At 37.3% G+C, this 20,594-nt stretch carries 13 protein-coding genes; 1 reads left to right on the top strand and 12 read right to left on the bottom strand.

The window, feature by feature from the left end; all coding sequences use genetic code 11:
• On the top strand, positions 1-335 hold a 335-nt coding region (locus LV89_RS20240), incomplete at its 5' end, for a transposase (protein ID WP_158279645.1).
• A 147-nt stretch (positions 336-482) separates the two neighbouring features.
• Here LV89_RS20240 and LV89_RS20235 read toward each other — a convergent pair.
• The 12 genes from LV89_RS20235 to hisD all read right to left on the bottom strand — a co-directional run bounded on the left by LV89_RS20235 (position 483) and on the right by hisD (position 20,323).
• Complete coding sequence (locus LV89_RS20235; protein WP_109744744.1) at positions 483-1,349, bottom strand: CE1 family esterase; 867 nt, start codon at positions 1,347-1,349, stop codon at positions 483-485.
• 85 nt (positions 1,350-1,434) lie between these two features.
• The gene (locus tag LV89_RS20230; RefSeq protein WP_109744743.1) at positions 1,435-3,567 is read right to left on the bottom strand and encodes an outer membrane protein assembly factor BamB family protein; all 2,133 of its coding nucleotides are present in this window, start codon (positions 3,565-3,567) and stop codon (positions 1,435-1,437) included.
• A gap of 126 nt (positions 3,568-3,693) precedes the next feature.
• Positions 3,694-7,302 (bottom strand): alpha-L-rhamnosidase, encoded by a 3,609-nt coding sequence (locus tag LV89_RS20225; RefSeq protein ID WP_109744742.1) that lies wholly within the window; start codon positions 7,300-7,302, stop codon positions 3,694-3,696.
• A gap of 196 nt (positions 7,303-7,498) precedes the next feature.
• Positions 7,499-7,792: a Dabb family protein gene (locus LV89_RS20220; protein ID WP_109744741.1), complete on the bottom strand. Its 294-nt coding sequence runs from the start codon at positions 7,790-7,792 to the stop codon at positions 7,499-7,501.
• Positions 7,793-7,853: 61 nt separating this feature from the next.
• Positions 7,854-9,299, bottom strand: coding sequence for a glycoside hydrolase family 1 protein (locus LV89_RS20215; RefSeq protein ID WP_211321242.1), 1,446 nt, complete (start codon positions 9,297-9,299; stop codon positions 7,854-7,856).
• Between the two features lie 146 nt (positions 9,300-9,445).
• Complete coding sequence (locus LV89_RS20210; RefSeq protein WP_109744740.1) at positions 9,446-10,621, bottom strand: MFS transporter; 1,176 nt, start codon at positions 10,619-10,621, stop codon at positions 9,446-9,448.
• Positions 10,622-10,721: 100 nt separating this feature from the next.
• Entirely contained in the window at positions 10,722-13,574 is a 2,853-nt protein-coding gene (locus tag LV89_RS20205) for a TonB-dependent receptor (protein WP_109744739.1), read from the bottom strand.
• A gap of 98 nt (positions 13,575-13,672) precedes the next feature.
• Positions 13,673-14,581, bottom strand: coding sequence for a helix-turn-helix domain-containing protein (locus LV89_RS20200; RefSeq protein ID WP_109744738.1), 909 nt, complete (start codon positions 14,579-14,581; stop codon positions 13,673-13,675).
• A gap of 77 nt (positions 14,582-14,658) precedes the next feature.
• Positions 14,659-16,980 (bottom strand): glycoside hydrolase family 3 protein, encoded by a 2,322-nt coding sequence (locus LV89_RS20195; protein WP_109744737.1) that lies wholly within the window; start codon positions 16,978-16,980, stop codon positions 14,659-14,661.
• 129 nt (positions 16,981-17,109) lie between these two features.
• Positions 17,110-17,868: a cyclase family protein gene (locus LV89_RS20190; protein WP_109744736.1), complete on the bottom strand. Its 759-nt coding sequence runs from the start codon at positions 17,866-17,868 to the stop codon at positions 17,110-17,112.
• 202 nt (positions 17,869-18,070) lie between these two features.
• Positions 18,071-18,826 (bottom strand): SDR family NAD(P)-dependent oxidoreductase, encoded by a 756-nt coding sequence (locus LV89_RS20185; protein WP_109744735.1) that lies wholly within the window; start codon positions 18,824-18,826, stop codon positions 18,071-18,073.
• A gap of 213 nt (positions 18,827-19,039) precedes the next feature.
• Entirely contained in the window at positions 19,040-20,323 is a 1,284-nt protein-coding gene (gene hisD, locus LV89_RS20180; protein ID WP_109744734.1) for a histidinol dehydrogenase, read from the bottom strand.
• Between the last annotated feature and the right edge of the window lie 271 nt (positions 20,324-20,594).

Raw genomic sequence — 20,594 nt, 5'->3', positions numbered from 1 at the left:
ATATCCTTGAGGATTTAACAGCCATTGATATTACTGATATTTATCGCTTACGCTGGGAAATTGAAAGATTCTTTCGATTTATTAAGCAAAATCTGAACTTTTCTCATCTGATTTCACGGGACTATAATGCTATAAAAAACATGGCATATGTAATGTTAATTGCAGCCATGTTTATTGCTTTGTATGCCAAATTAAACGAGCGTAATGGATTTAAAATCAATAAATTAAAATTCTTATATGAACTCGAAGCTGAACTTGTCAAAGAACTAATCATTCTCTGTAAAGGTGACCCCAATTTATTAAATCAATACTTCCACGCAGGTTTCGGACAATAGTGGGTTTGAACCCTGCCTGCGTTAAGAAGTCAATATTACTTTGTTTTCAAGATTAGTCAAATTTAAAAGTTGGCTAATTTCAATTTGAAGAAGTGGGGAGGCAACGCAGGCAGGGTTCAAACCCTGCCTGCGTTAAAAAGGTCAATTTTACTTCATTTGTCGTTTAAAGAATTCCCATGCTTCCAAATAAACATTAATGTCGTTGGGGTAGTCGTGTTTTCCGCCAATCACTTTCAATAAAGTAACTTCGGGTTTATTTTTTTCTTTAAAAGTATAACGCTCAATCGTTTTGCCGTCGTTAGGGTCATTATCGGGCAATGATTCCATTTTAGGTGTGCCTTTATAACCTGCCAAAGAAGACCAATACTCAAAAGTACGATTGGTAGAACGCACAAAACCTAAACTTAAATTGTTTTGAATAATCACCTCGCCACCTTCGTAGGGGTTTGTTTTATCAGCAGTTCCGTTAATAATCATCACTGGAATTGGTACGTGTTTTTCAACACAATCGATATTATTCGTATCGGGTAAATTGGCAATAATTGCAGTAATCGCTTTGAACTTTTCGGGCATCGTTAAGCCCAATTTATAAGCCATGTGTCCTCCGCCTGATGTTCCAACGGCAAAAATCTTTTTAGCATCAATTTTATAATGCTTCTCAAAATACTCAATCATTAAGCTAAAAAAGGCATTTTCGTTGATGTTTTCTAAGTTGGCAGCCGAGTTTGCCGTTTTTCTACATTCATTCCAAAATCTTTTGTAACCGTCTGGATAGACCAATAAAATGTTTTCAGTAGGAGCAATTTCTTCTATTTTTTTGGCTCCGCCTCTGTTTTGTAAACCATTTCCTCCCGAACCGTGCAATACAAATACTAATGAAGCATGAGTTTGAGTAGGTTTCAAAAAATGGAAAGTTCTATAATGACCTTCAACCAAAACAGAATCGTTGATAATTTGACTTTTTGCTGAAAGTGTTGAAATGATAAATGCAATAATGAAAAAATATTTTGTCATGGATTTGATAAGATTTTATGGTATTGGTTAATCAAAAACTGAGGTGTAATAATCACTGAATCACAACTCACTAATTCTCTAAATATTACGGCAACGCAAAAGCAACGTATTGATTTCCTTTTGGTGTTCCTAATTTAGTTCCACCACAAGCAATGACAACGTATTGTTTTCCATTGACTTGATAAGTGGAAGGCGTAGCAAAACCTGCGGCGGGCAATTTGGTTTCCCATAATAATTGACCGTTTTTCTTATCAAAAGCTCTGAACATTCCATCTTTCGTTGCGGCAATAAATAGCAAACCACTTGCGGTAACAACAGGACCTCCGTAGTTTTCAATGCCTGTATTTGAAATTCCTTTTGCCTTTAAACTTTCTTCGTATCCAAATGGGATTTTCCAAAGGTATTCGCCTGTATTTAAGTTGATTGCGTTCAAAGTTCCCCAAGGCGGAGCAATAGCTGGTAAGCCTTTACTATCCAAAAATTTATTGTAACCGTCCATTCTGTATGGCAAATATGGAGCAGGTTTTTCTTTGTTGGTAGAAGCTACTTCCTTTTTTTCTTCATTGAATAAAAACGAAACAAGAGCCTGTTTGTCATTTTTAGAAATGGCACTAAATCCCGGCATCATGCCTTTTCCTCCCGAAATAATTTGAGTAACGTAGGCCTTGTCTTTTCGTGTTCCGATGTCAATTAAAGAAGGATAACCGCTTTTTGAGTTACCTTTTCTATCCGTTCCGTGACAAACGATGCAGTTGTTTGAATATACTTTTTCGCCCGCAGTCATGTTATCCAGAGCCGATTGTTTTGGATTTTCAACCATTTTCTGAATCCATGCCATTTCATTACTATTGACGTACAAAATACCATCTTGTGGGTCAGCAGCAGCACCGCCCCATTCTGCACCGCCATCAAAACCTGGGAAAATAACTGTTCCTTCTTTGCTTGGAGGAGCGTATAATTGGGTTTTATAAGTCTTTAAATTCTTGATTAATTCTTCTCTATTTTCAGCGTAAGGACTAATTTGAGATTCGTTTAAGGTGTAAGACTGACGAGCAAATGGTGCTGGTTTGGTAGGAATTGGCTGCGTTAACCAAGGGTGTTCACCTGCCAAAGCATTGGTTGGAACAGGCGTTTCTTTGATTGGAAAAAGTGGTTTTCCCGTCACTCGGTCAAAAACAAAAACTAAACCTTGCTTGGTCACTTGGGCAACTGCATCAATAGATTTTCCATTTTGTTTAACCGTGATTAAGTTTGGCGGAGCAGGCAAATCTTTGTCCCACATATCGTGGTGCGTTGTTTGAAAATGCCAAAGTCGCTTACCTGTGCGTGCGTCCAATGCCAAAAGACAGTTGGCAAACAGATTTTGACCTTTGCGATTTGAACCATAAAAATCATAACCAGCTGAACCCGTTGGTACATAAATAATACCTCTTTTACGGTCGATAGCCATGCCCGCCCAGTTATTCGCAGCACCTGTATTGATGTTTTTGTAGGCATTTTTCGGGAAAGTTTCGTAGCCAAATTCGTTAGGGTAGGGGATAGTATGGAAAGTCCACGCCAATTTTCCAGTCTTTACGTCAAACGCACGAATATCTCCCGGTGCAGCGTCCGCACCTTCCGAAAGTCGTAAAGGCATGATGATAAAATCTTCAAAAAGTGTCCCCGGTGTATTTGAAATGATGAATTTATCTTTGGCAATTGCTGGAAGACCTGTGTGTAAATCCATTTTGCCTCCATCGCCAAATGAGTCAATTGGTTTGCCCGTTTTGGCATCTAAAGCCCAAAGGTTTGGACCTACGGTATATAAAATTCTTTCGGATTCTACTCCGTTTACCTTCCCTTTCCAAAAAGTTACGCCCCGACTGGTACTTGCCCAGTTTTTGAGTGGGTCGCCGAAACGCCAAATTTCTTTACCTGTTGTGGCGTCCAACGCAAATGCTTGTACGGACGACGTTACGCCATAAAGAACACCTTTGATAATGAGTGGATTAACTTGCATTTGCCCAGAGTCGGGTGTGGAATATGCCCAAGCAATTTGAAGTTTAGAAACGTTCTCTTTGTTGATTTGGGTTAATTCAGAATAATGATTTCGGTCGGCACCGCCTAAATATTCAGCCCAATCTACGTCTTCGCTTAGGGTTTTGTTAAGTTTTTTCCAAGCGGAGAAGATGCCCAAAAAGGATAAACTCAGGATTAACAGGATAATTTTAGATTTCATTTTTTGAGATGATAAATGGATTTTTCAGTCTCGTAAATTAACGAAGTTTGAAGAAAAATCAATCCTGTATTTTAAGTAACACAGACTTCAGTCTGTAAAAAACTTACAGACTGAAGTCTGTGTTACTTATTCCTGTATTTCAAAAGTATAATCTCCCGAAACCAACGTCATTTTTACCTTGTCATTTTCAACTGAAATATTGCTAATTCCATTGCCTTGACTTAATGCTTTTCCACTTTCTTTTACTTGGTTAACCGTTTTTGTTGGCAAATAAAGTACGGCAGAAGTATTGGCAGGAATTGTCGTTTTGTAAATCAATTTCTTGCCTTCGTAACGCCATTCGCTATTGATTTTTCCGTAAACTGAATCATAAAATCCTTTGGCAAAAGTCATTACTTTGTCAGGGTCGGGCGTTGGTTTTAAGATGATTTGTTTGAATGCCGCCTTTTCTGAACTTCTCTGAATACCCAACGAATAATTATACATCCAAGCCGAAACTGCTCCGAAAGAATAATGGTTAAATGAATTCATCGAATTGTTGCCTCCAAAACCATTTTCTACCGTATAAGAATTAAGTCTTTCCCAGATAGAAGTCGCTCCATTTACCACCGAATACAACCAAGAAGGATACGTTTTTTGCTGTAAAAGTCGGTACGCTACGGCACTATTTCCGTTTTCAGAAAGTGCTTCTGAAATAGACGCCGTTCCGATAAAACCTGTCATTAATGAATATTCTGGACGTTCTATACCTGAATCATCTTTGTTTTTGCGTTGAATGGCTTCGTTCAAATATTTAATGGCAAAAGGTTTATTTTCTTCATTGAAAACGCCCAAATCTAAAGGAATGGCGTAAGATGCTTGCGTATCAACCAATGTTCCTTTGTCAGATTTTCCACGAGTATCGGCTTCATTTGGAGCCGCCATAAATCCTGTTTTTACGCCCGATTTTATGGTTTTATGTGTTGTTTTATCGACATAAATTTCATTAAAAGCCTTCTTGATTTCATCACGACGAGTGGCAAATGATTTAGCTTCGTCAGACTTATTCAAAATATTGGCTACTTTGCTCATTACGTCTAAATCGTAAGCAAAATAAGCCATCCAAAATTCTGTATTATCATTTTTATTGCCTTCTGGACTCAACCAGTCTCCCAATGGCCCTTCGTTCAAAATGCCTGTTGTTTTTTCTACTTTGGTTTCTAAAAAGGCAATGTAGCGTTTCATGGCATCGTAATGTTCTTTCAATAATTGCACATCGCCGTATTGTTGGTACGTTTCCCAAGCCACCACGATTCCCGCACTTCCCCAAAGTGTTCCGCCAAAACCGCCACCCATTGGAGCAACGTCGGTAAATCTGCCACTTTCTGCTTGTACGTCTCTCATGCCCAAAAGGTGTCTTCTCAAAAACAAATTGGCATCGGTTAAATAAGTGGCACTTTTCGAGAAAACTGAAATATCACCACTCCAACCCATGCGTTCGTTGCGGGCAGGTGTATCGGTTGGAATTGATAAGAAATTACTGCGTAACGACCACGTAATATTCTTCCAAAGTTTATTTACCAAGTCGTTTGAGGTTTCGTAATTTGACGATAAATCCAAAACTGAACTGATTACTAAACCTTTTACGTCTGTGATTGGAATGGCTTGGTCGATACCCGTAATTTCAAGATAACGATAACCATGGAAAGTAAATCTTGGTTGAATAATTTCGTCGCCACCTTTCAAAATATACTGGTCTTGCGTGAGGGCAGCTCTGATATTTTCCATCATTACCATACCCACATTTTCGCCGTATTCTTTCAAGTCAGGGTATTTTACTTCGGCATAACGCATCGTGACAATTTGCCCTTTTTTACCATTTCTAATCTGAATTTGCGGAACGCCCACCATGTTTTGAGCCATGTCATAAACAAAAACCTTTGGACGAACTTCCTCTACTTTTTGGGCAATCATCGTTTTTACAATGGTCGGATTGTTACCCATTTGCCCAACGATTTTTAAATCTTTATAATCAAAAGTTGATGTACGACCCATAAAATCGGTTGAAGTTCCTTGATAAGTTGTTCCTTCTAAGGGTACTTCAACGGCAGATTTCCAACCTTTTGCCTCATAATTTGCCTTTGCCCAATCTTTAATTGTTGTCTCTTTATTGGCATCATAAACTTCTCCCTGAAAATAACTTCCGTAACGAATTGGACCATCATTGAAAAATTGCCAATCCTTTGGATTTGAGGTAATTACTTGTTCTGAGCCATCAGCATAAGTAATGACTAATTTGCTCAAAAGCGATTGTCTATCTCCAAAATAATTCCAACTTTCACCGCTATAAGTAATGTTTCCACTCCACCAACCTTCACTCAACCACGCTCCAATTGCATTTTTTTCGTTTGGTTTTAAGGTACTCGTAACGTCGTAAGTTTGGTACATAAGGTTTTTATTGTACTGTGTTAATCCCGGATTAAAATAGTCGTTACTTACTCGGTTTCCATTCAAATACATTTCATAAATTCCTCTTGCGGTTACGTACAAACGAGCGTTTTTAATGGTTTTATTTTGGGTAGAAAAGGTACTACGGAGCATTGGAGCAGCATTTTTACTTGGATTTGCCAAAATCAACGCACCGCCATTTACTTTGTAACTGTTATTTTCTGTGGTTAAACTATTCTTAAAAATACCGTCATATTTTCCAGAAAGATTCTCTGTAAATAAAGTATTTGACGGAAAACGGAAGTTTTTGATTTGTAAATCTGAGAAATTTGCTACTTGATTTGCATTCGTTTGAAAGCCAATATCTGCCAACATCGGGAAGCTGATAAAATTGTTTCCACTACCAATGGGATTAAGATTAAAACCTCTCGGAGCAAATGGCGAAGGATTACCTTCAACTTTTTCTTTTAGTTTATTTCCATCAACGAAAATCTCAAATAAACCGAAATTACATTCGGCTAAAATTTTATGTTTTTCGTATTTATTTGCTTGATTGATAAGCGTTTGTGGAATATTTAAACTTTTGACAGGTTGCTCTTTTGTGTCTTTTTTATCGTACCCAACTCTGTAAATATTCAATTTCGCTAAACCTTCTGCCGATTCCGAAACGTTAGAAATATCTAATTCAAAAGCAATATAACTTTGGTTTTGCCCATTGTTTACCGCCATTAAATTCAAATCTTTTGTCATTAAACGAGCATCGTTCCCTCCAAAAAGAAAAGATGCTTTGGTAGAATTTGAAGCTTTGTCAAGCTGAATGCCATATTGAAATTTATAAACCGATAAATAATGAGAATATAGTACCAAATCTTCATCGCCTCCGCCAATCCAAGTGGCACCCGACCAAGCAGAAATCGACGGGTTCATCAAGCCTGTTTCAAACCATGAGCTATTGGTTGTGGCTTTGTTGGTATTGTCCCAAACGGTCACTTTCCAAGTATAGCGAGTGGTGGCTTTTAGGGCATTTCCCACATATTCAATGCCGTGCGAAATATCCGAATTGACTTTTTTTGAATCCCAAACAATTTGATTTTTTGAATCTGATACAACAATTTGATAGGCTTTCTGAGAATAGCCTTTTTTGTTGTCTAAAGCCCTCATTTGCCAAGAAAAATGCGGATTTGTGATGTCAATTCCTAAGGGTTTTTCTTGAGAATCAACTTTTAGATTTTCGATGGCAACATTTGCGAAAATATTTCCGACGAAGGAAATCAGGAAGAGCAAAGAAAGGAAATTTCTTTTGAACATTAGATTAGGGGAAAAATGGTTGAGTAATAAAATTGGGTAAATGGATATAGAAAACCTCATAGATTTTGAAATCTATGAGGTTTCTTAGATAAAATTGCAAAATGTTAATATGAAGACCGTCCTGTACAATCTTGTCTTTTTAAAATACTATTTATCTTCATCATAAATTAGTAGTATATTTTTGGGGAAAATGATATTAATCCATTTTTTCATAATCTATTTCTAAAAAATCTTCTACGCTATTCATCCAAAAATTTTGAATAAAAAGCTGATGAATTGGGTGGTTTGAATAATGGTCATACTGCTCTTGATTATCAAATTCCATAGAGATTCCATACTCAAATTTATTTTTTTGACTCGTCTGTTTTAAAACTTCAAATTTTTGAACATTTGGAATTTCCACAAGTGTATCGACGGCATCAAAAAATGCTTGTTTATTGTCTTGACTGAGCGTGTTTTTGAGTTTTAGAATTACGGAGTGTCGTATCATTTATTTTTCGGATTTGATTCTTAAAAATCTATTTAATTTCGCAGTAATTATACCATTTATTCTACAAATCCTTATGCTCTTTTATGATTTTTTGATAGTCGTAAAAACTTTGTTTAGGGGTACGTTCTTGGGTTTTGAAATCTACATAAATAAGCCCCAAACGCTTTGTATAACCCGAAACCCATTCAAAATTATCCCAACCACTCCAAACGATGTAACCGTTTAGATTTGCTCCTTCTTTTTTGGCTTTCAATGCCCAATCAATATGGCGTGAGATATAGTCTGTTCGTAAAGGGTCTTTGATTTTGTTATTCACTTTTACGTCTTCGCCTTTAAAACTTGCCCCATTTTCGGTAATGATAACTTTTGGATTGGCATAGTCATTTTTCAAACGGATAAGCATTTTATAAAGATATTCGGGCATGACTGGACCAACGCTTGATTTTACAGAATCTGCATCAGGGTTATTGTCAAGCCATTTTAAGGACATTGCCGAATCTTCGCCTTTCACAACGGCAGGGGCATAAAAGTTAATGCCCAAGAAATCAGGTTTTTGTGAGCCAATAAAAGCCATATCTTCTTTGCTTGGCTTGAAAGTCGGGTTGTATTTTGCCAAAGAATCCAAAGCCATTTTAGGATATTTTCCTTTGTAAAGCGGGTCTAAAAATATACCATTGATGAGAATATCCTGAAATTCAGCCGCTTTAATGTCAGCCGAATTTTTAGCATCCCACGGAGCCGCAGGATTTACGTTAAGAACAATTCCAATTTCTCCGTTTAGCTTTAAGTCGTGATGGTATTTTATCACCTTTGCATTTGCCATTAATTGACTATGAGCTTTTTGCATTTGGCTTAAATAAAACTCCTTACTCAGTGGTTTTTTAGGGTCTGACGTAATCATGTTTTCTACCAAGAAAAACTCAATATACGGCTCATTGAAAGTGATAAATTTCTTTACTTTTTTGCCATAACGGTCAATCACCAATTTGGCATAATTATAATACCAATTTCCCATTTCTGGATTGCCCCAACCGCCTTTTTGCAAAAGCACCGCAGGATAATCGAAGTGATAAATGGTAACCAACGGCTCAATACCTGCGGCAATTAAATCATCAATCAAAACATCGTAATGTTTTAGGGCTACTTCATTAGGTTTGCCCGTTCCGTCGGGAATAATTCTGCTCCAATCCAACGAAAAACGGTAAGCATTTACGCCCAATTCTTTCATCAATTGTATGTCTTTGAGGTACTGAGTACGGTCGTACATATTGATAGAAACATTGCCTGTTTGTTTTTCTCCAGTCATAAATTGAGTAATGCCAACTTTATTGGTCAAAAAATCCCATTTAGATTCGCCTTTGCCATCGGTTTGATATGCACCTTCCACTTGGTAGGCAGCAGTAGCTACGCCCCAAAGAAAAGGCTCTTTTGTATTTTCGGTAGAGGTAGTTTTACAAGCCGAAAAAAACATTGAAATGCCTAAAAATGGCAGAATTAATTTTTTCATAATCTATATTTTGAAATTGAATTTTATGATTTTCCTCTTGGTAAGGGAATAAAATAGTTCTTTTGTAGATTAGCTAACTCTTTAAGAGTTGGCTAATCTTAATTGAATATCTCGAACATCAAACATCGAATTTCGAGCATCAATTTTCATTTAAGCTTCGATACAAAAAATATTCCCAAAACAGCCAGTACAGACGATACCCAAAGAAATGCCGACGGGTCGATACTGTCTGATAAAATACCTGCCAAAGCTGGAATCAAAACGCCTCCAACAATTTCACCGATTGCCGTAACTAAACCAATAGCTTTTGCCTTTAAATGGTCAGGAACAGTTGCCGAAGGAATGACTGCCGCTACAATTGGGATAGTTCCCATCGTGAAATAGGTAATGAAAATAGCGGGTAATTGGAGTGCAGACCCTTTGAGAAAATACACAGCAAATGCGTACAAAATGCCCAAAGAAATAGCTCCTAATAAAACAGGTTTTCTGCCAATTTTATCTGATAAAGCAGGAACAATCACAGAAGAAACAAGCCCCGAAACACCTAATAAGCCCATCGTTTTACCCATTTGGTCAGCCGACATTCCTTGCGATTCTACGAAATATCTTGAAATAAATGGAAGCGTTGAAAACCACCAACCAAATACACAACAAGCCGCAGGAATACCCCATTTGATATTGTTGTATTGTAGTAATTCTGAAATATTGAGAGAAGAGTCATTTTTGTTACCAACACTTTCTGCCGTTGAGGGTTTTACATAAAACCACGCCAATAAACCAAAAAGTAAACCCGGAACACCTGCAATATAAAAGGCATTTCTCCAGCCCATATTTTCGGCAATTTGAACCAACAAAACAGGTGCTAAAATTGACCCAAACAAAGCAGAGCCAAAAGCTTGTAAAATACCTGCATTGAGTCCCAAACGATTTGGGGAAGATTCTCTTTCAACAAAATTTTGAGCCAATGGAATAACAGGCCCTTCGGCAAAACCCATTACTAAACGAGCTAATAATAATGTTGTGAATGAAAGAGCAAAACCAGAACCAAAAGAACAAACTGAAAAGGTAAATACAGCAATGATAAAAACGAGTTTTTTCTTGTTGTTGGTTTCTGCCCAAGCCGTAGAAAAGAAACTCGAAAATGCCCAAGTTAAAGATAATCCACCTGCTAAAAGCCCAATTTGGGTATTGTTCAAATTCAAATCTTTGGCAACATAAGGCATCAAAAAATTAAGTGCCAAACGGTCAAAAAACAAACAACCGAAGGTTAGAGCCATTAAAAGCACTATGCCATTTTCATAACTAAAAAGTCCTTTTTTCATCTGATTAAAATATGTTTGATTTTGGAAAATATCAAGTATTCAAAATGGAAATAGAGATAGCTACACAAGCTATCTCTATTGGGTTATTGATGAAAATACCTTAAAATTTATAGCTCATTGTCAAGAAATAGGCTCTTGGCATAATTGGCAATGTTGCATAAATTGCTTGTGGGTTGGCATCAAGCATTGCTTTGGTAAATCCTTGTGTATCTAAAGATGCTGGAAAACCACCAGGTGCCGCCCAGCCCATGATTCCATAAGTATCGAAAAGGTTATTGACCGATAAATTGGCTTGTATTTTATTCGTGATTTTGTACGAAGTATTCAAATCAAATGAATTGAATGAAGGTAATTGAAACGCATTTCCAACGTTAGCCCAACGCTTACCCATATATTGCCAGTTGATTGATGCCGTGAATTTATCGTTGCTATAAGTTGGCGTTACTGTAAACATATTACCGATATTATCATTTTGATTGCCGTCATAACTTACCTTTTCGTCATCAGCAGCTCCATTAGTTTTTGCTAACCAAACGCTAAATTCTTTTGCCACCGAAGACTGTAAAATACCTACAACACGAAGGCTGAAGTTTTTGTTGAACACATAATTTCCTTCCAATTCTAAACCTTTTGTCTCGATTTTTTGGTACACACGTGCAGGAGCATAATAAGTAGCATCAACATTTTGGAAAATTTGAAAATTTGGAATATTTCCTGCCAAAGTATAGAATGGTGTTAGGAATAAATTGAAGTTTCTGCTTCTATATTTTACCCCCAATTCTGCCATTTTAATATCTTGAGCTTCTACCGAAATATTAGACGTAAGTTGCTGATTGGCAATATCCATGAAGTAACTTAAATCAGGGGTTTTTCGTCCTTGAGAATAACGCCCATAAACTGCCAATCCATCATGGATTTTATAGTTTAATCCCATTGAATATGAAATTACGTCGCTAAATGATAAAGTTTTCTCAAAACTTTGTGTTGGATTAGCCGTAAACAAGCGGTTATCGTATAACGTTGTTGCGTTGCCATCTGCACCAGTTGGGCTATCAGGAGTAACACGTTTTGGCGTAATAAAACTTGATTTAATATTGAATGTTTCGGCACGAATACCCCAGTCGAAGTTTAAATTTTCAGAAATATCCCAGTTGTGTCCCAAAAACAAGGCTGTTTGTTTAATATTTGCTTCGTTTTCGTAAACGCCACTTCCTCCAAAATTGGTAATTCCATTAGGGTTTGTAAGTTCAAATTTTGTTCCTGCCAAATTGGTATATCTGATTGCCACAGTCTTTGGTTGGTCTTCAATTGTTGCAAAACTTTGTCCTGCTGGAATCATTGAGAAACGATTTGCCTTTGTTGACGCATAATACAAACCACCCGTAAAGGTCATATTTTTCAATTTTTTAGAAATAGTAGCTTGGTCGATAAAATCATTCATGCTAACTTCTCCATACGGATTTGGATTATAAAACACTGCATTTTGTAAAACATCTCCACCCGGCAAACTCAAATTACTTGGAATAAAACGAATACCTCCACTCGTTGGTGTTGGGGGTAATTGTTGCACAGTTCCGTAGCTTTGTCCCGTTGTAGGATTGTAGAATTCATACGTTCCAAATTTTGCAACGTTGCCACTTACACCATAAAATACCACTTGGTCAACTCTGAAAGGAAAAACAACTGCCGTTGTTTGACTAATATTGTCTTTGTTTGAAAATTTGAAGTTGTTGTTGAAAGTCCAGCCTTCACCAAAAGTTTGTTCCCAGTTTAATCCAATAGATTTTTCATCGTATGAACCTACTTTCTGAGTATCGTAATTAATATCTTTTGATGCTCCTGATACAGCTTTTAAAATAGTGAATTGTTGAGACTGAATTAAAGTTGAGCTTGTATTAGTAAAACTACCCGCTGGTCGTGGATTTTGGAAATCTATTGAAGGAGTATATTCAAACTGTGCTGTATTATCGTCTAAAACTTTGGCATAAAGTTTCAACGAACCCGATTTATAATTTTTGATAATATTTGCTTTTACCTGTCCGCCATAGCTAAGTTTATACCCCGGATATTTAGGCCCATCAGCACTTCTATAAAACCCACCTACATTAAAAGTCAAGGTTTTATCTTTAGAAAGAGGACCTCCAACGTTAAAATCAGCACGATAATATGGGTTTTTCCCATTGCCTTCCAATCCAAATCTGGCACGAGCTTCACCTGCAAAGGTTTGTCCGCCAGTTTTTGAAACATAATTAAAGATACCTCCAGGAGCATTTGGTCCTAAAATACTGGCAGTTCCACCTCTTACAGACTCTATTTTATTAATAGTAGCATCTGCTCTGAGGTAAGCATCTGGTTGGATAAGTCCTGAAATACCCATCACAGGTAAGCCGTCTTCTTGCATAGAGACATAGAAAAAACCACCATTATAGTTTAATCCTCTTGTATAAATTGAATTTCCAACTTCGCCTCTTGAAGTATTTACATAAACACCGGGAAGATTTTTGAGTAAATCCGCAGAACTATTCGGAACAACTGCTTCAATTTGTTTTACATTGAGGGTGGAAATCGCTACCGAAGCATTCATTTTAGTGCGTTTATCAAAAACACCTGTCACAACTACTTCTTCGAGTGAGGTCTGGTCGTCGCTTAATGTAACAGCTAAAGCGGCTGTTTGAGGAATAGTAACGCTTACTTCCTTTGTTGAAAAGCCAATAAACGAAATAGATAATTTGACTGTTCCATCAGCAACATTTGCAATCGTAAACGCTCCGTTTTTGTCACTTAAAGTGCCTTTGTTTACTCCTTTTATTGTAACAGACGCACCCGCTAAGGCTTCTCCTTTTGTGTCTGTGACCTTGCCCGAAAGGTTATTGTTTTGTGCAAAAATTATGTGGCTACATAAAATTAGCAATAAACTAAAACAGTTTTTTCTCAATAAGAATAATGTATTCATGGGGATAATTTTTTTGTGATATTTCAATAAAAAACATTACAAAAGTCATTATTATTAGAGAGAAATGTGAATCAAAAATAACTCAATTGTATTCAAAATCAATACAGTTCAACATATTCTTTAGGACAAATTCCTGTTTGACTTTTAAAGAATCGAGAGAAGTTACTTGGGGTTTGGTTACACAGGTTTACAGCAATTTCAGCTATCTGATAATTAGAATATTTTAGGAGTGTTTTTGCCTCCAAAATTAACATTTCATTAAGCAAATCTTGAGCTGTTTTATCTGTACAATTCTTGACACATTTGTTGAGATAATTAGGCGAAATATTAAGAAGATGTGCATATTCTGTAATGCTTTGCTTTTGATAAATATGCTGAGATAATGCTATTTTATATTGCTCAGTTACTTGAAAAAAGGCATTTTTGGTTTTTTTACTCTGATTCGGAATCTCTTTTTTTAGTTCTTCAAACAATACTAAAAGATAAGAAGCAATGATGTTTTTATTTAACTCTTGGTCGTCTTCGTAGATTAATAAAAGACGTTCTAAAATAGACTCAATGTGTTTCTGAGTTTCGGGCGAAATATTGATGATTGGGCTTGACTGAAATTGGAAGAAAATATAATTTTCGTGAAGATAATTTTTAGGTAAAAATTGAAAAATCTTTTCGTCGAAATGACAAAAAAAACCTTCACAATCGTGACTTATTTTTTGATGTTGGGTAATTTGATAGGCTGGAAGAAAAAAAACGGATGATTCGCCAAATTCATAATTACTTAAGCCTTTACTTCTTTGAGAATTCCCTTTTTTTATATACAAAAAATCGCAAATAGTTTTGCGATGTGGAGGCAATGGAAATGTCATTTTATCGACAAAATTCTCTAAGCGATTGACATGAAAATATTGATGTTTGGTGTTAGAAATTACAGGTTGCCAATCAATGGTATGCGAGTGAAAACTCGTCATGTCTGAAGGTTTGAGCGTAGGTATTTTTTCAGTTTTATTCATTGTTTGGCAAGTGATAAATGGTTTTTAGCACGCAGATGAGACGAGTCTCATCTGCGTGCTAAAAAAGCCAATGAAAACTATTTCTTAAATTTCACAGTACGTTCGTCTTTGATGATACCTTTCCAGTTCATGCCAAAGCCGAAATCGTAAGAATTTCCTTCGCTATCTTTATAGCATTTCAAATCGTAAGGAACGTCTTCTGCTTGTTTTTCTACCGTAATCATATCGGCAGGCATTTGCATTGGAAGAAGTGCCGCTGGCTCAGATTTCCCTGCAACGATTTCTAAAATGGCTTGGTCTTGAACGCCAAAACTCAATAAAAGAGTAGATGAATTTTTCTCAATCTCGCTGAAAATCATTGGGTTAGTCGTATTAACTGAAACCACAACAGGCTTACCTTTCATCTTTTCTTTGGTTTCAGTTACCAAAGTCATATCTGTAATATTCGATGTTTTTGCTGTTTTGTTTTTGTAAGAACGGTTCGTGAAATTTTCCATTGGGTCACCACCTGCAATACTTGTTTCACGAGCTTCAGTAGCGGTATAATCTCCGTATTGCAAACTGATTGGAATGTATCCGTTTCCGCCATTTTTCAAATCTTCTTTGTCATAACCAATCGTTGCCGATGGGTTTTGAATAAAAACTAAAGCAAAATCCGCTTCATCAGCATTGTCAGTTACGTTGTAATATTTCTTAACGATGTCAATACTTACAGGATAATCCGTTGAAGCAGGAGATTCCATTCCTAAGAAATTATGACTTGCAGGTACAAATCTTTTTGGCACATAAACCGTCTTTTTAGCTACAATTGGCAAGGTAGAATGTTGATTTTTCAACATCACAATCGACTGTAATTGAGCTTCATAACCTGCTTTCATAAACTCAGGTTTTCCAACGGTCGCTTTGGTTTCTTCTACATTCAAATATGGGTTTTCAAAAACACCAACTCTGAAAATATTACGCAACAAACGCACCGCAGATTGTTCCATTCTGGCTCTCATTTTAGCTTCTCCGTGTTCTTTTACACCCATTTGGTAGGCTTCCATAACAGGTTTAGCATCATTATTTCCTCCGTATTGGTCAACGCCCGCCATCAAAACTTTGTAGTGACGTTCTGCCAAAGAAAGTTTTTCAACGCCCCATGATTTTCCGTCGATAAAAACATCCATTGCTTTGTGGTCGCCTGTAACGAGCCAGTCGGTACAAACTACGCCATCGTAACCGTATTTTGTTCTTAGTAAGTCGTTGATAATGTACTTGTTATAATTGTTTGCTACATTTTCGCCGTTCTTTTTATCCTGATTCCAAGAAATAGTATAGTAAGGCATTACAGCAGAAGCCATCCCTGTTTTACCTTTCAATTTGAATGCTCCGTTGATAAAAGGAATCAAATGTGCGTCAAAATTATTACCCGGATAAACCGCAAATTTTCCGTTTGCGTAATGTGCATCACGTCCTGCTTCGCCAGCACCGCCACCGGGCCAGTGTTTTACCATCGCATTTACGCTACCCAAACCCCAACCGTTCGCAATTTCTTTTGCTCCGAACGACGTTTGAAAACCGTTACAATATGCCTGAGCCATTTCTGCTGAAAGGGCTGGACTTTCGCCAAATGTTCCGTTAAATCTGCTCCAACGTGGTTCTGTGGCAATATCAACTTGTGGAGAAAGTGCCGTTGTAATACCCAAAGCACGATATTCAGCAGCGGCTACTTGTCCGAATTTCTCAACTAATTCTGGTTTAAAAGTGGCTGCCATTCCCAAAGAACTTGGCCACATCGAAATTTCACCACCCGAAGCCGCATCATATTCGGCTTTGGCTTTTGTGCCATGACGTGGGTCTGTACTATTGTTGGCAGGAATACCATTGCCCACACTTTCGCAATAGGCTTGTAATTTGTTATTCCATTTGGCAGCCACTTCTGGCGACTGAACCGTAGTAACCAACACATGGCGGAGGTTATCATCTTTCAAGAACTGTTTTTGCTGGTCAGTTAAGTCAGAAGGGTCAACTTCACCTTCTTTGTATGGCTTTCCGTTGTAAGTTCCTGCAAAATATCCTCCCGCACGTGCAGGTAAAGATTGATGCGAAGAATAAAGCATCAATCCCGCAATTTCTTGAACACTGAGTTTTGAAGCTAAATCTTTGGCACGTACATCAATGGGCAAACGCCAGTCCTCAAATTTATCTAACTTTCCGTTTTTGTTTAAATCTTTGAAGGCTAAGCCGCTGACTGTCAAAACTTTTATGCCTGAATTGGGCGAATATCCCAAGGTCTGCCCACCTTGATTTTTGATGATATTAAAAGTTCCGTTAGTTGTTTCTGTCCATTTCTTTTGGGCAAAAACGGGTTGCAAGCAACTCGATAAAATGAGGGCGGTAATAATACGTTTTGTCATTGGGTATGTGTTTGATTTTGAAATTATTATACTCCGTTGGAAGTACATAGTTTCATTTGATTTTATAATTTATTCGTTCGATAAAATTAACTTAAAATTCAACGAATTAAATTTTTTCTTCAAAAATCACTATTCAATAATGGCTACGGCTCTTGTCCAACCTGCACTTGCTGCTTTGATTTTGGCAGGGAAACAAGAAACTTTAAAGCCGAATGGAGGTAATTGGTCTAAGTTTGCCAATTTTTCAATCTGACAATATTCTTTTTCAATTCCGACATAATGAGCTTGCCAAATTACGCCATCTCTTGGATTGGCTTTGTAATCTGCCGCTTGAATATGCAAGGGAATATCCCAACCCCAACCGTCAGTTCCCATTACTTTAATGCCTTGGTCAATCAACCAATGTGTAGCTTTGGCGGAAGCCCCCACGTGGATTTTTACAAAGTCATCATCATGCAGTCTTTTGTCTGCATCGCAACGAATTAAAACAATATCAAAAGGTTTCAACGTATAATTAATCGCTGCTAATTTTTCTATTAAATCCTCTGGCTCAAACATATAGCCGTCTGGTTTGTCCGTAAAATCAAGCACAACGCCATCGTGAAAAAACCAATCTAAAGGCATTTCGTCAATGGTTCTTGATGGTTTGCCTTCGCAAGTTGGGTAATAATGGTAAGGAGCATCTACGTGTGTTCCGCAGTGACTTGTTACCGTCAGGAATTCGCCCGCAGGTCCATTTCCATTGATGAAAACATCACCTGCGATGCCTTCAAACAATTTTCCACCCATTTTTTTAGCTCCTTCTTTATGGTCTTCATAGACGATTTTGGTAGGAAGTGGCTCTTTAATTTCTTCTGAAATGGTTACAGAAAGGTCGATTATTTTCATATTGAGTCCCGTTTGGGAGGTTAATGTTTTTGATTTACAAGTAGTACAGGTTTTTAACCTGTCAATAATATCTAATTTTATCCAGTAGGACGGGTTTCCAACCTATCACGTCCATTTGACAGGTTTAAAAGCGTTTACCGTTTTGCGAACTTATCTTAAGTTTCCAACCTATCACGTCCATTTGACATGTTGAAAACCTGTCCTACTTCAAAAGCCTTCCACCATCAACTGTAATGATATTTCCAGTAGAAAAAGTCAGTTGCGTTGCGACGGCAAAAACGGCGTTGGCTACGTCTTCATTCATTGCAAAACGTCCGAGTGGTGTATTTTCCTTTTGATTTTGTAAAAATGCAGGGTCAAAATTCTTGGTATATTCACCTTCCACAAATCCGGGAGAAACCGAAACCACTCTGATTTTCGGAGCTAAAGCTCTTCCTAAAGAACGAGTCATAGAATCAATAGCGGCTTTTGAGGCACAATACGCTACATTTGAGCCAATTCCATAAATACCTGCAATAGATGAAATATTGACAATCAGAGCAGTATTTTCTTCTGATTTCATCAATAAATCTTTAAAAGCTCTATTCATGGCAAACGTTCCTCTGAAATTGGTTTGCATAATTTTGTCAATCCATTCATCGCTTAATGCTTCCAAATCATCATGGGGAACAGGCGTTGTGATGCCTGCATTATTCACCAAAACGTCTAATTTTCCGTATTTCTCAGCCACCAAATGTTTCAAAGCATTTACTTTTTCTGCATCGGTATTTGGAGCATGAAAAATCGTATGATTTCCTTCAGGCAAAGTGCTTAACAGAGCTTCTGCTTTTTGAGAATTTGAGTTATAGGTAATGACAACATCAAAGCCATTTTCTGCGAATTTTCTACAAATAGCAGAGCCAATTTCGCCTGCTCCGCCTGTTACTAAGACGATTTTTCTTGATGACGATTTTTCCATAATTTAAGATTTTGAAGAGTATTTTATACCAAAGTTTTGTTCGATTAAATATAGTGTTTAATAAGTTTTAAGGGAACTTCCCGAAAGTAAAAATAACTTTCGGGAAGTGAAGTCGGGGCTTTATACTTCTCGAAAGTTTCTTCCACTTTCGAGAAGTTCTTTCAGAAAATTAGACTTCCCTAATAACTTATTAAACAGTGTATTCAATCGAATTTACGAAATAGCTTTATATCTTCTCACTCTAATATCCGCTTGTTCTTGATGTCCTGCAAAGTTTTCAATAGCACATAATCTTGAACAATATTCACCAATCATAGCACTTGCTTCTGGCGTTCTTACTTCTTGATACGTACACGTTTTCATGAATTTTCCTACCCATAAACCACCTGTGTATTTTGCTCCGTGCTTGGTTGGAAGCGTGTGATTTGTTCCAATTACTTTGTCTCCGTAAGCTACGTTGGTATATTTTCCGAGAAATAAAGCTCCGAAATTGGTCATTTTTTCCAAGAAATAACGTGGGTCAGCAGTCATAACCTGTACGTGTTCGCTTGCAATGATGTCGGCTTCTGCTACCAATTCATCAATGCTATCCACCAAAATAACTTGTCCGTAGTCTCTCCAAGCGATGCTTGCCACATCAGCCGTTGGTAAAATAGTCAATTGGCGTTCAACTTCTTTGATAGTATCGTAAGCCAATTGTTCGCAATTTGTCAATAAAATAGCAGGGGAAGTTGGTCCATGTTCCGCTTGTCCGAGTAAGTCAGTGGCACAGATTTCGGCATCACTGGTTTCATCGGCAATCACTAAAGTTTCGGTTGGCCCAGCCAATAAATCAATGCCGATTTTGCCAAATAATTGTCTTTTTGCTTCTGCAACGTAAGCATTTCCCGGCCCCACAATCATATCAACTGAGTCAATTGTTTCTGTTCCCAAAGCCATTGCCGCAATTGCCTGTACGCCACCTAAAAGATAAATTTCGTCTGCACCTGCCAAATACATAGCTGCCACAGTTGCCGCTGGAATTTCGCCTTTGATGGGCGGAGTACACGCTACAACACGTTTCACACCCGCAACTTTAGCGGTAAGTACGCTCATGTGTGCGGAGGCAACCATCGGATAACGTCCACCCGGAACATAGCAACCTACGCTATTGACAGGTACATTTTTGTGTCCCAAGAAAACTCCGGGAAGTGTTTCGACTTCAATGTCTTTCAAAGCATTTTTTTGATGCGTGGCAAAATTTCTAATTTGTGCTTGGGCAAATTTGATGTCTTCAATTACCTGTGCTGGCAAACTTGCCATGATACCTTCGATTTGCTCTGGAGAAAGTCTAAAACTTTCGGGCGACCAATTATCTAATCTGGCAGACAATGCTTTTACGGCGGTATCTCCACCCGTTTTTACTTCGTTAATGAGGTTTTCAACGGTTTCTCTTACTTTTTTATCGTTCGACTCTGCTTCAAATAAAGCAATTGCTTCTTTGATAATTCGCTTCATAATTATTTTCAATTAAAATGTTTTGACAAGAATATTTTGAAATTATACTGGTAAATAACCGTTTGTTCAATAAATAAATCTGATTAGAAAAGCCTGTTTTTGGCATAAGTAGGACAGGTTTTAAACCTGTCTAAGCGTTTATTTAACAGATTAGAAATCTGAATTGCTTTTGTGCTTCCAAACCATTTAAAAGGCTTTTTGAACTTTATTATTGTAGTTGAACCAATAATTTCAAAAATGATAATCCAATAATGAATTAAAATGTCTTGCA

It is taken from the genome of Arcicella aurantiaca (genome assembly GCF_003148625.1).
Lineage (GTDB): Bacteria > Bacteroidota > Bacteroidia > Cytophagales > Spirosomataceae > Arcicella > Arcicella aurantiaca.
This window is presented reverse-complemented; position numbering and strand designations above follow the sequence as displayed.

Bases quoted from the DNA above. Each gene is read 5' to 3' on its own strand.
- LV89_RS20235 (WP_109744744.1), bottom strand. From the start codon at position 1,349: ATGACAAAATATTTTTTCATTATTGCATTTATCATTTCAACACTTTCA.
- LV89_RS20230 (WP_109744743.1), bottom strand. From the start codon at position 3,567: ATGAAATCTAAAATTATCCTGTTAATCCTGAGTTTATCCTTTTTGGGC.
- LV89_RS20225 (WP_109744742.1), bottom strand. From the start codon at position 7,302: ATGTTCAAAAGAAATTTCCTTTCTTTGCTCTTCCTGATTTCCTTCGTC.
- LV89_RS20220 (WP_109744741.1), bottom strand. From the start codon at position 7,792: ATGATACGACACTCCGTAATTCTAAAACTCAAAAACACGCTCAGTCAA.
- LV89_RS20215 (WP_211321242.1), bottom strand. From the start codon at position 9,299: ATGAAAAAATTAATTCTGCCATTTTTAGGCATTTCAATGTTTTTTTCG.
- LV89_RS20210 (WP_109744740.1), bottom strand. From the start codon at position 10,621: ATGAAAAAAGGACTTTTTAGTTATGAAAATGGCATAGTGCTTTTAATG.
- LV89_RS20205 (WP_109744739.1), bottom strand. From the start codon at position 13,574: ATGAATACATTATTCTTATTGAGAAAAAACTGTTTTAGTTTATTGCTA.
- LV89_RS20200 (WP_109744738.1), bottom strand. From the start codon at position 14,581: ATGAATAAAACTGAAAAAATACCTACGCTCAAACCTTCAGACATGACG.
- LV89_RS20195 (WP_109744737.1), bottom strand. From the start codon at position 16,980: ATGACAAAACGTATTATTACCGCCCTCATTTTATCGAGTTGCTTGCAA.
- LV89_RS20190 (WP_109744736.1), bottom strand. From the start codon at position 17,868: ATGAAAATAATCGACCTTTCTGTAACCATTTCAGAAGAAATTAAAGAG.
- LV89_RS20185 (WP_109744735.1), bottom strand. From the start codon at position 18,826: ATGGAAAAATCGTCATCAAGAAAAATCGTCTTAGTAACAGGCGGAGCA.
- hisD (WP_109744734.1), bottom strand. From the start codon at position 20,323: ATGAAGCGAATTATCAAAGAAGCAATTGCTTTATTTGAAGCAGAGTCG.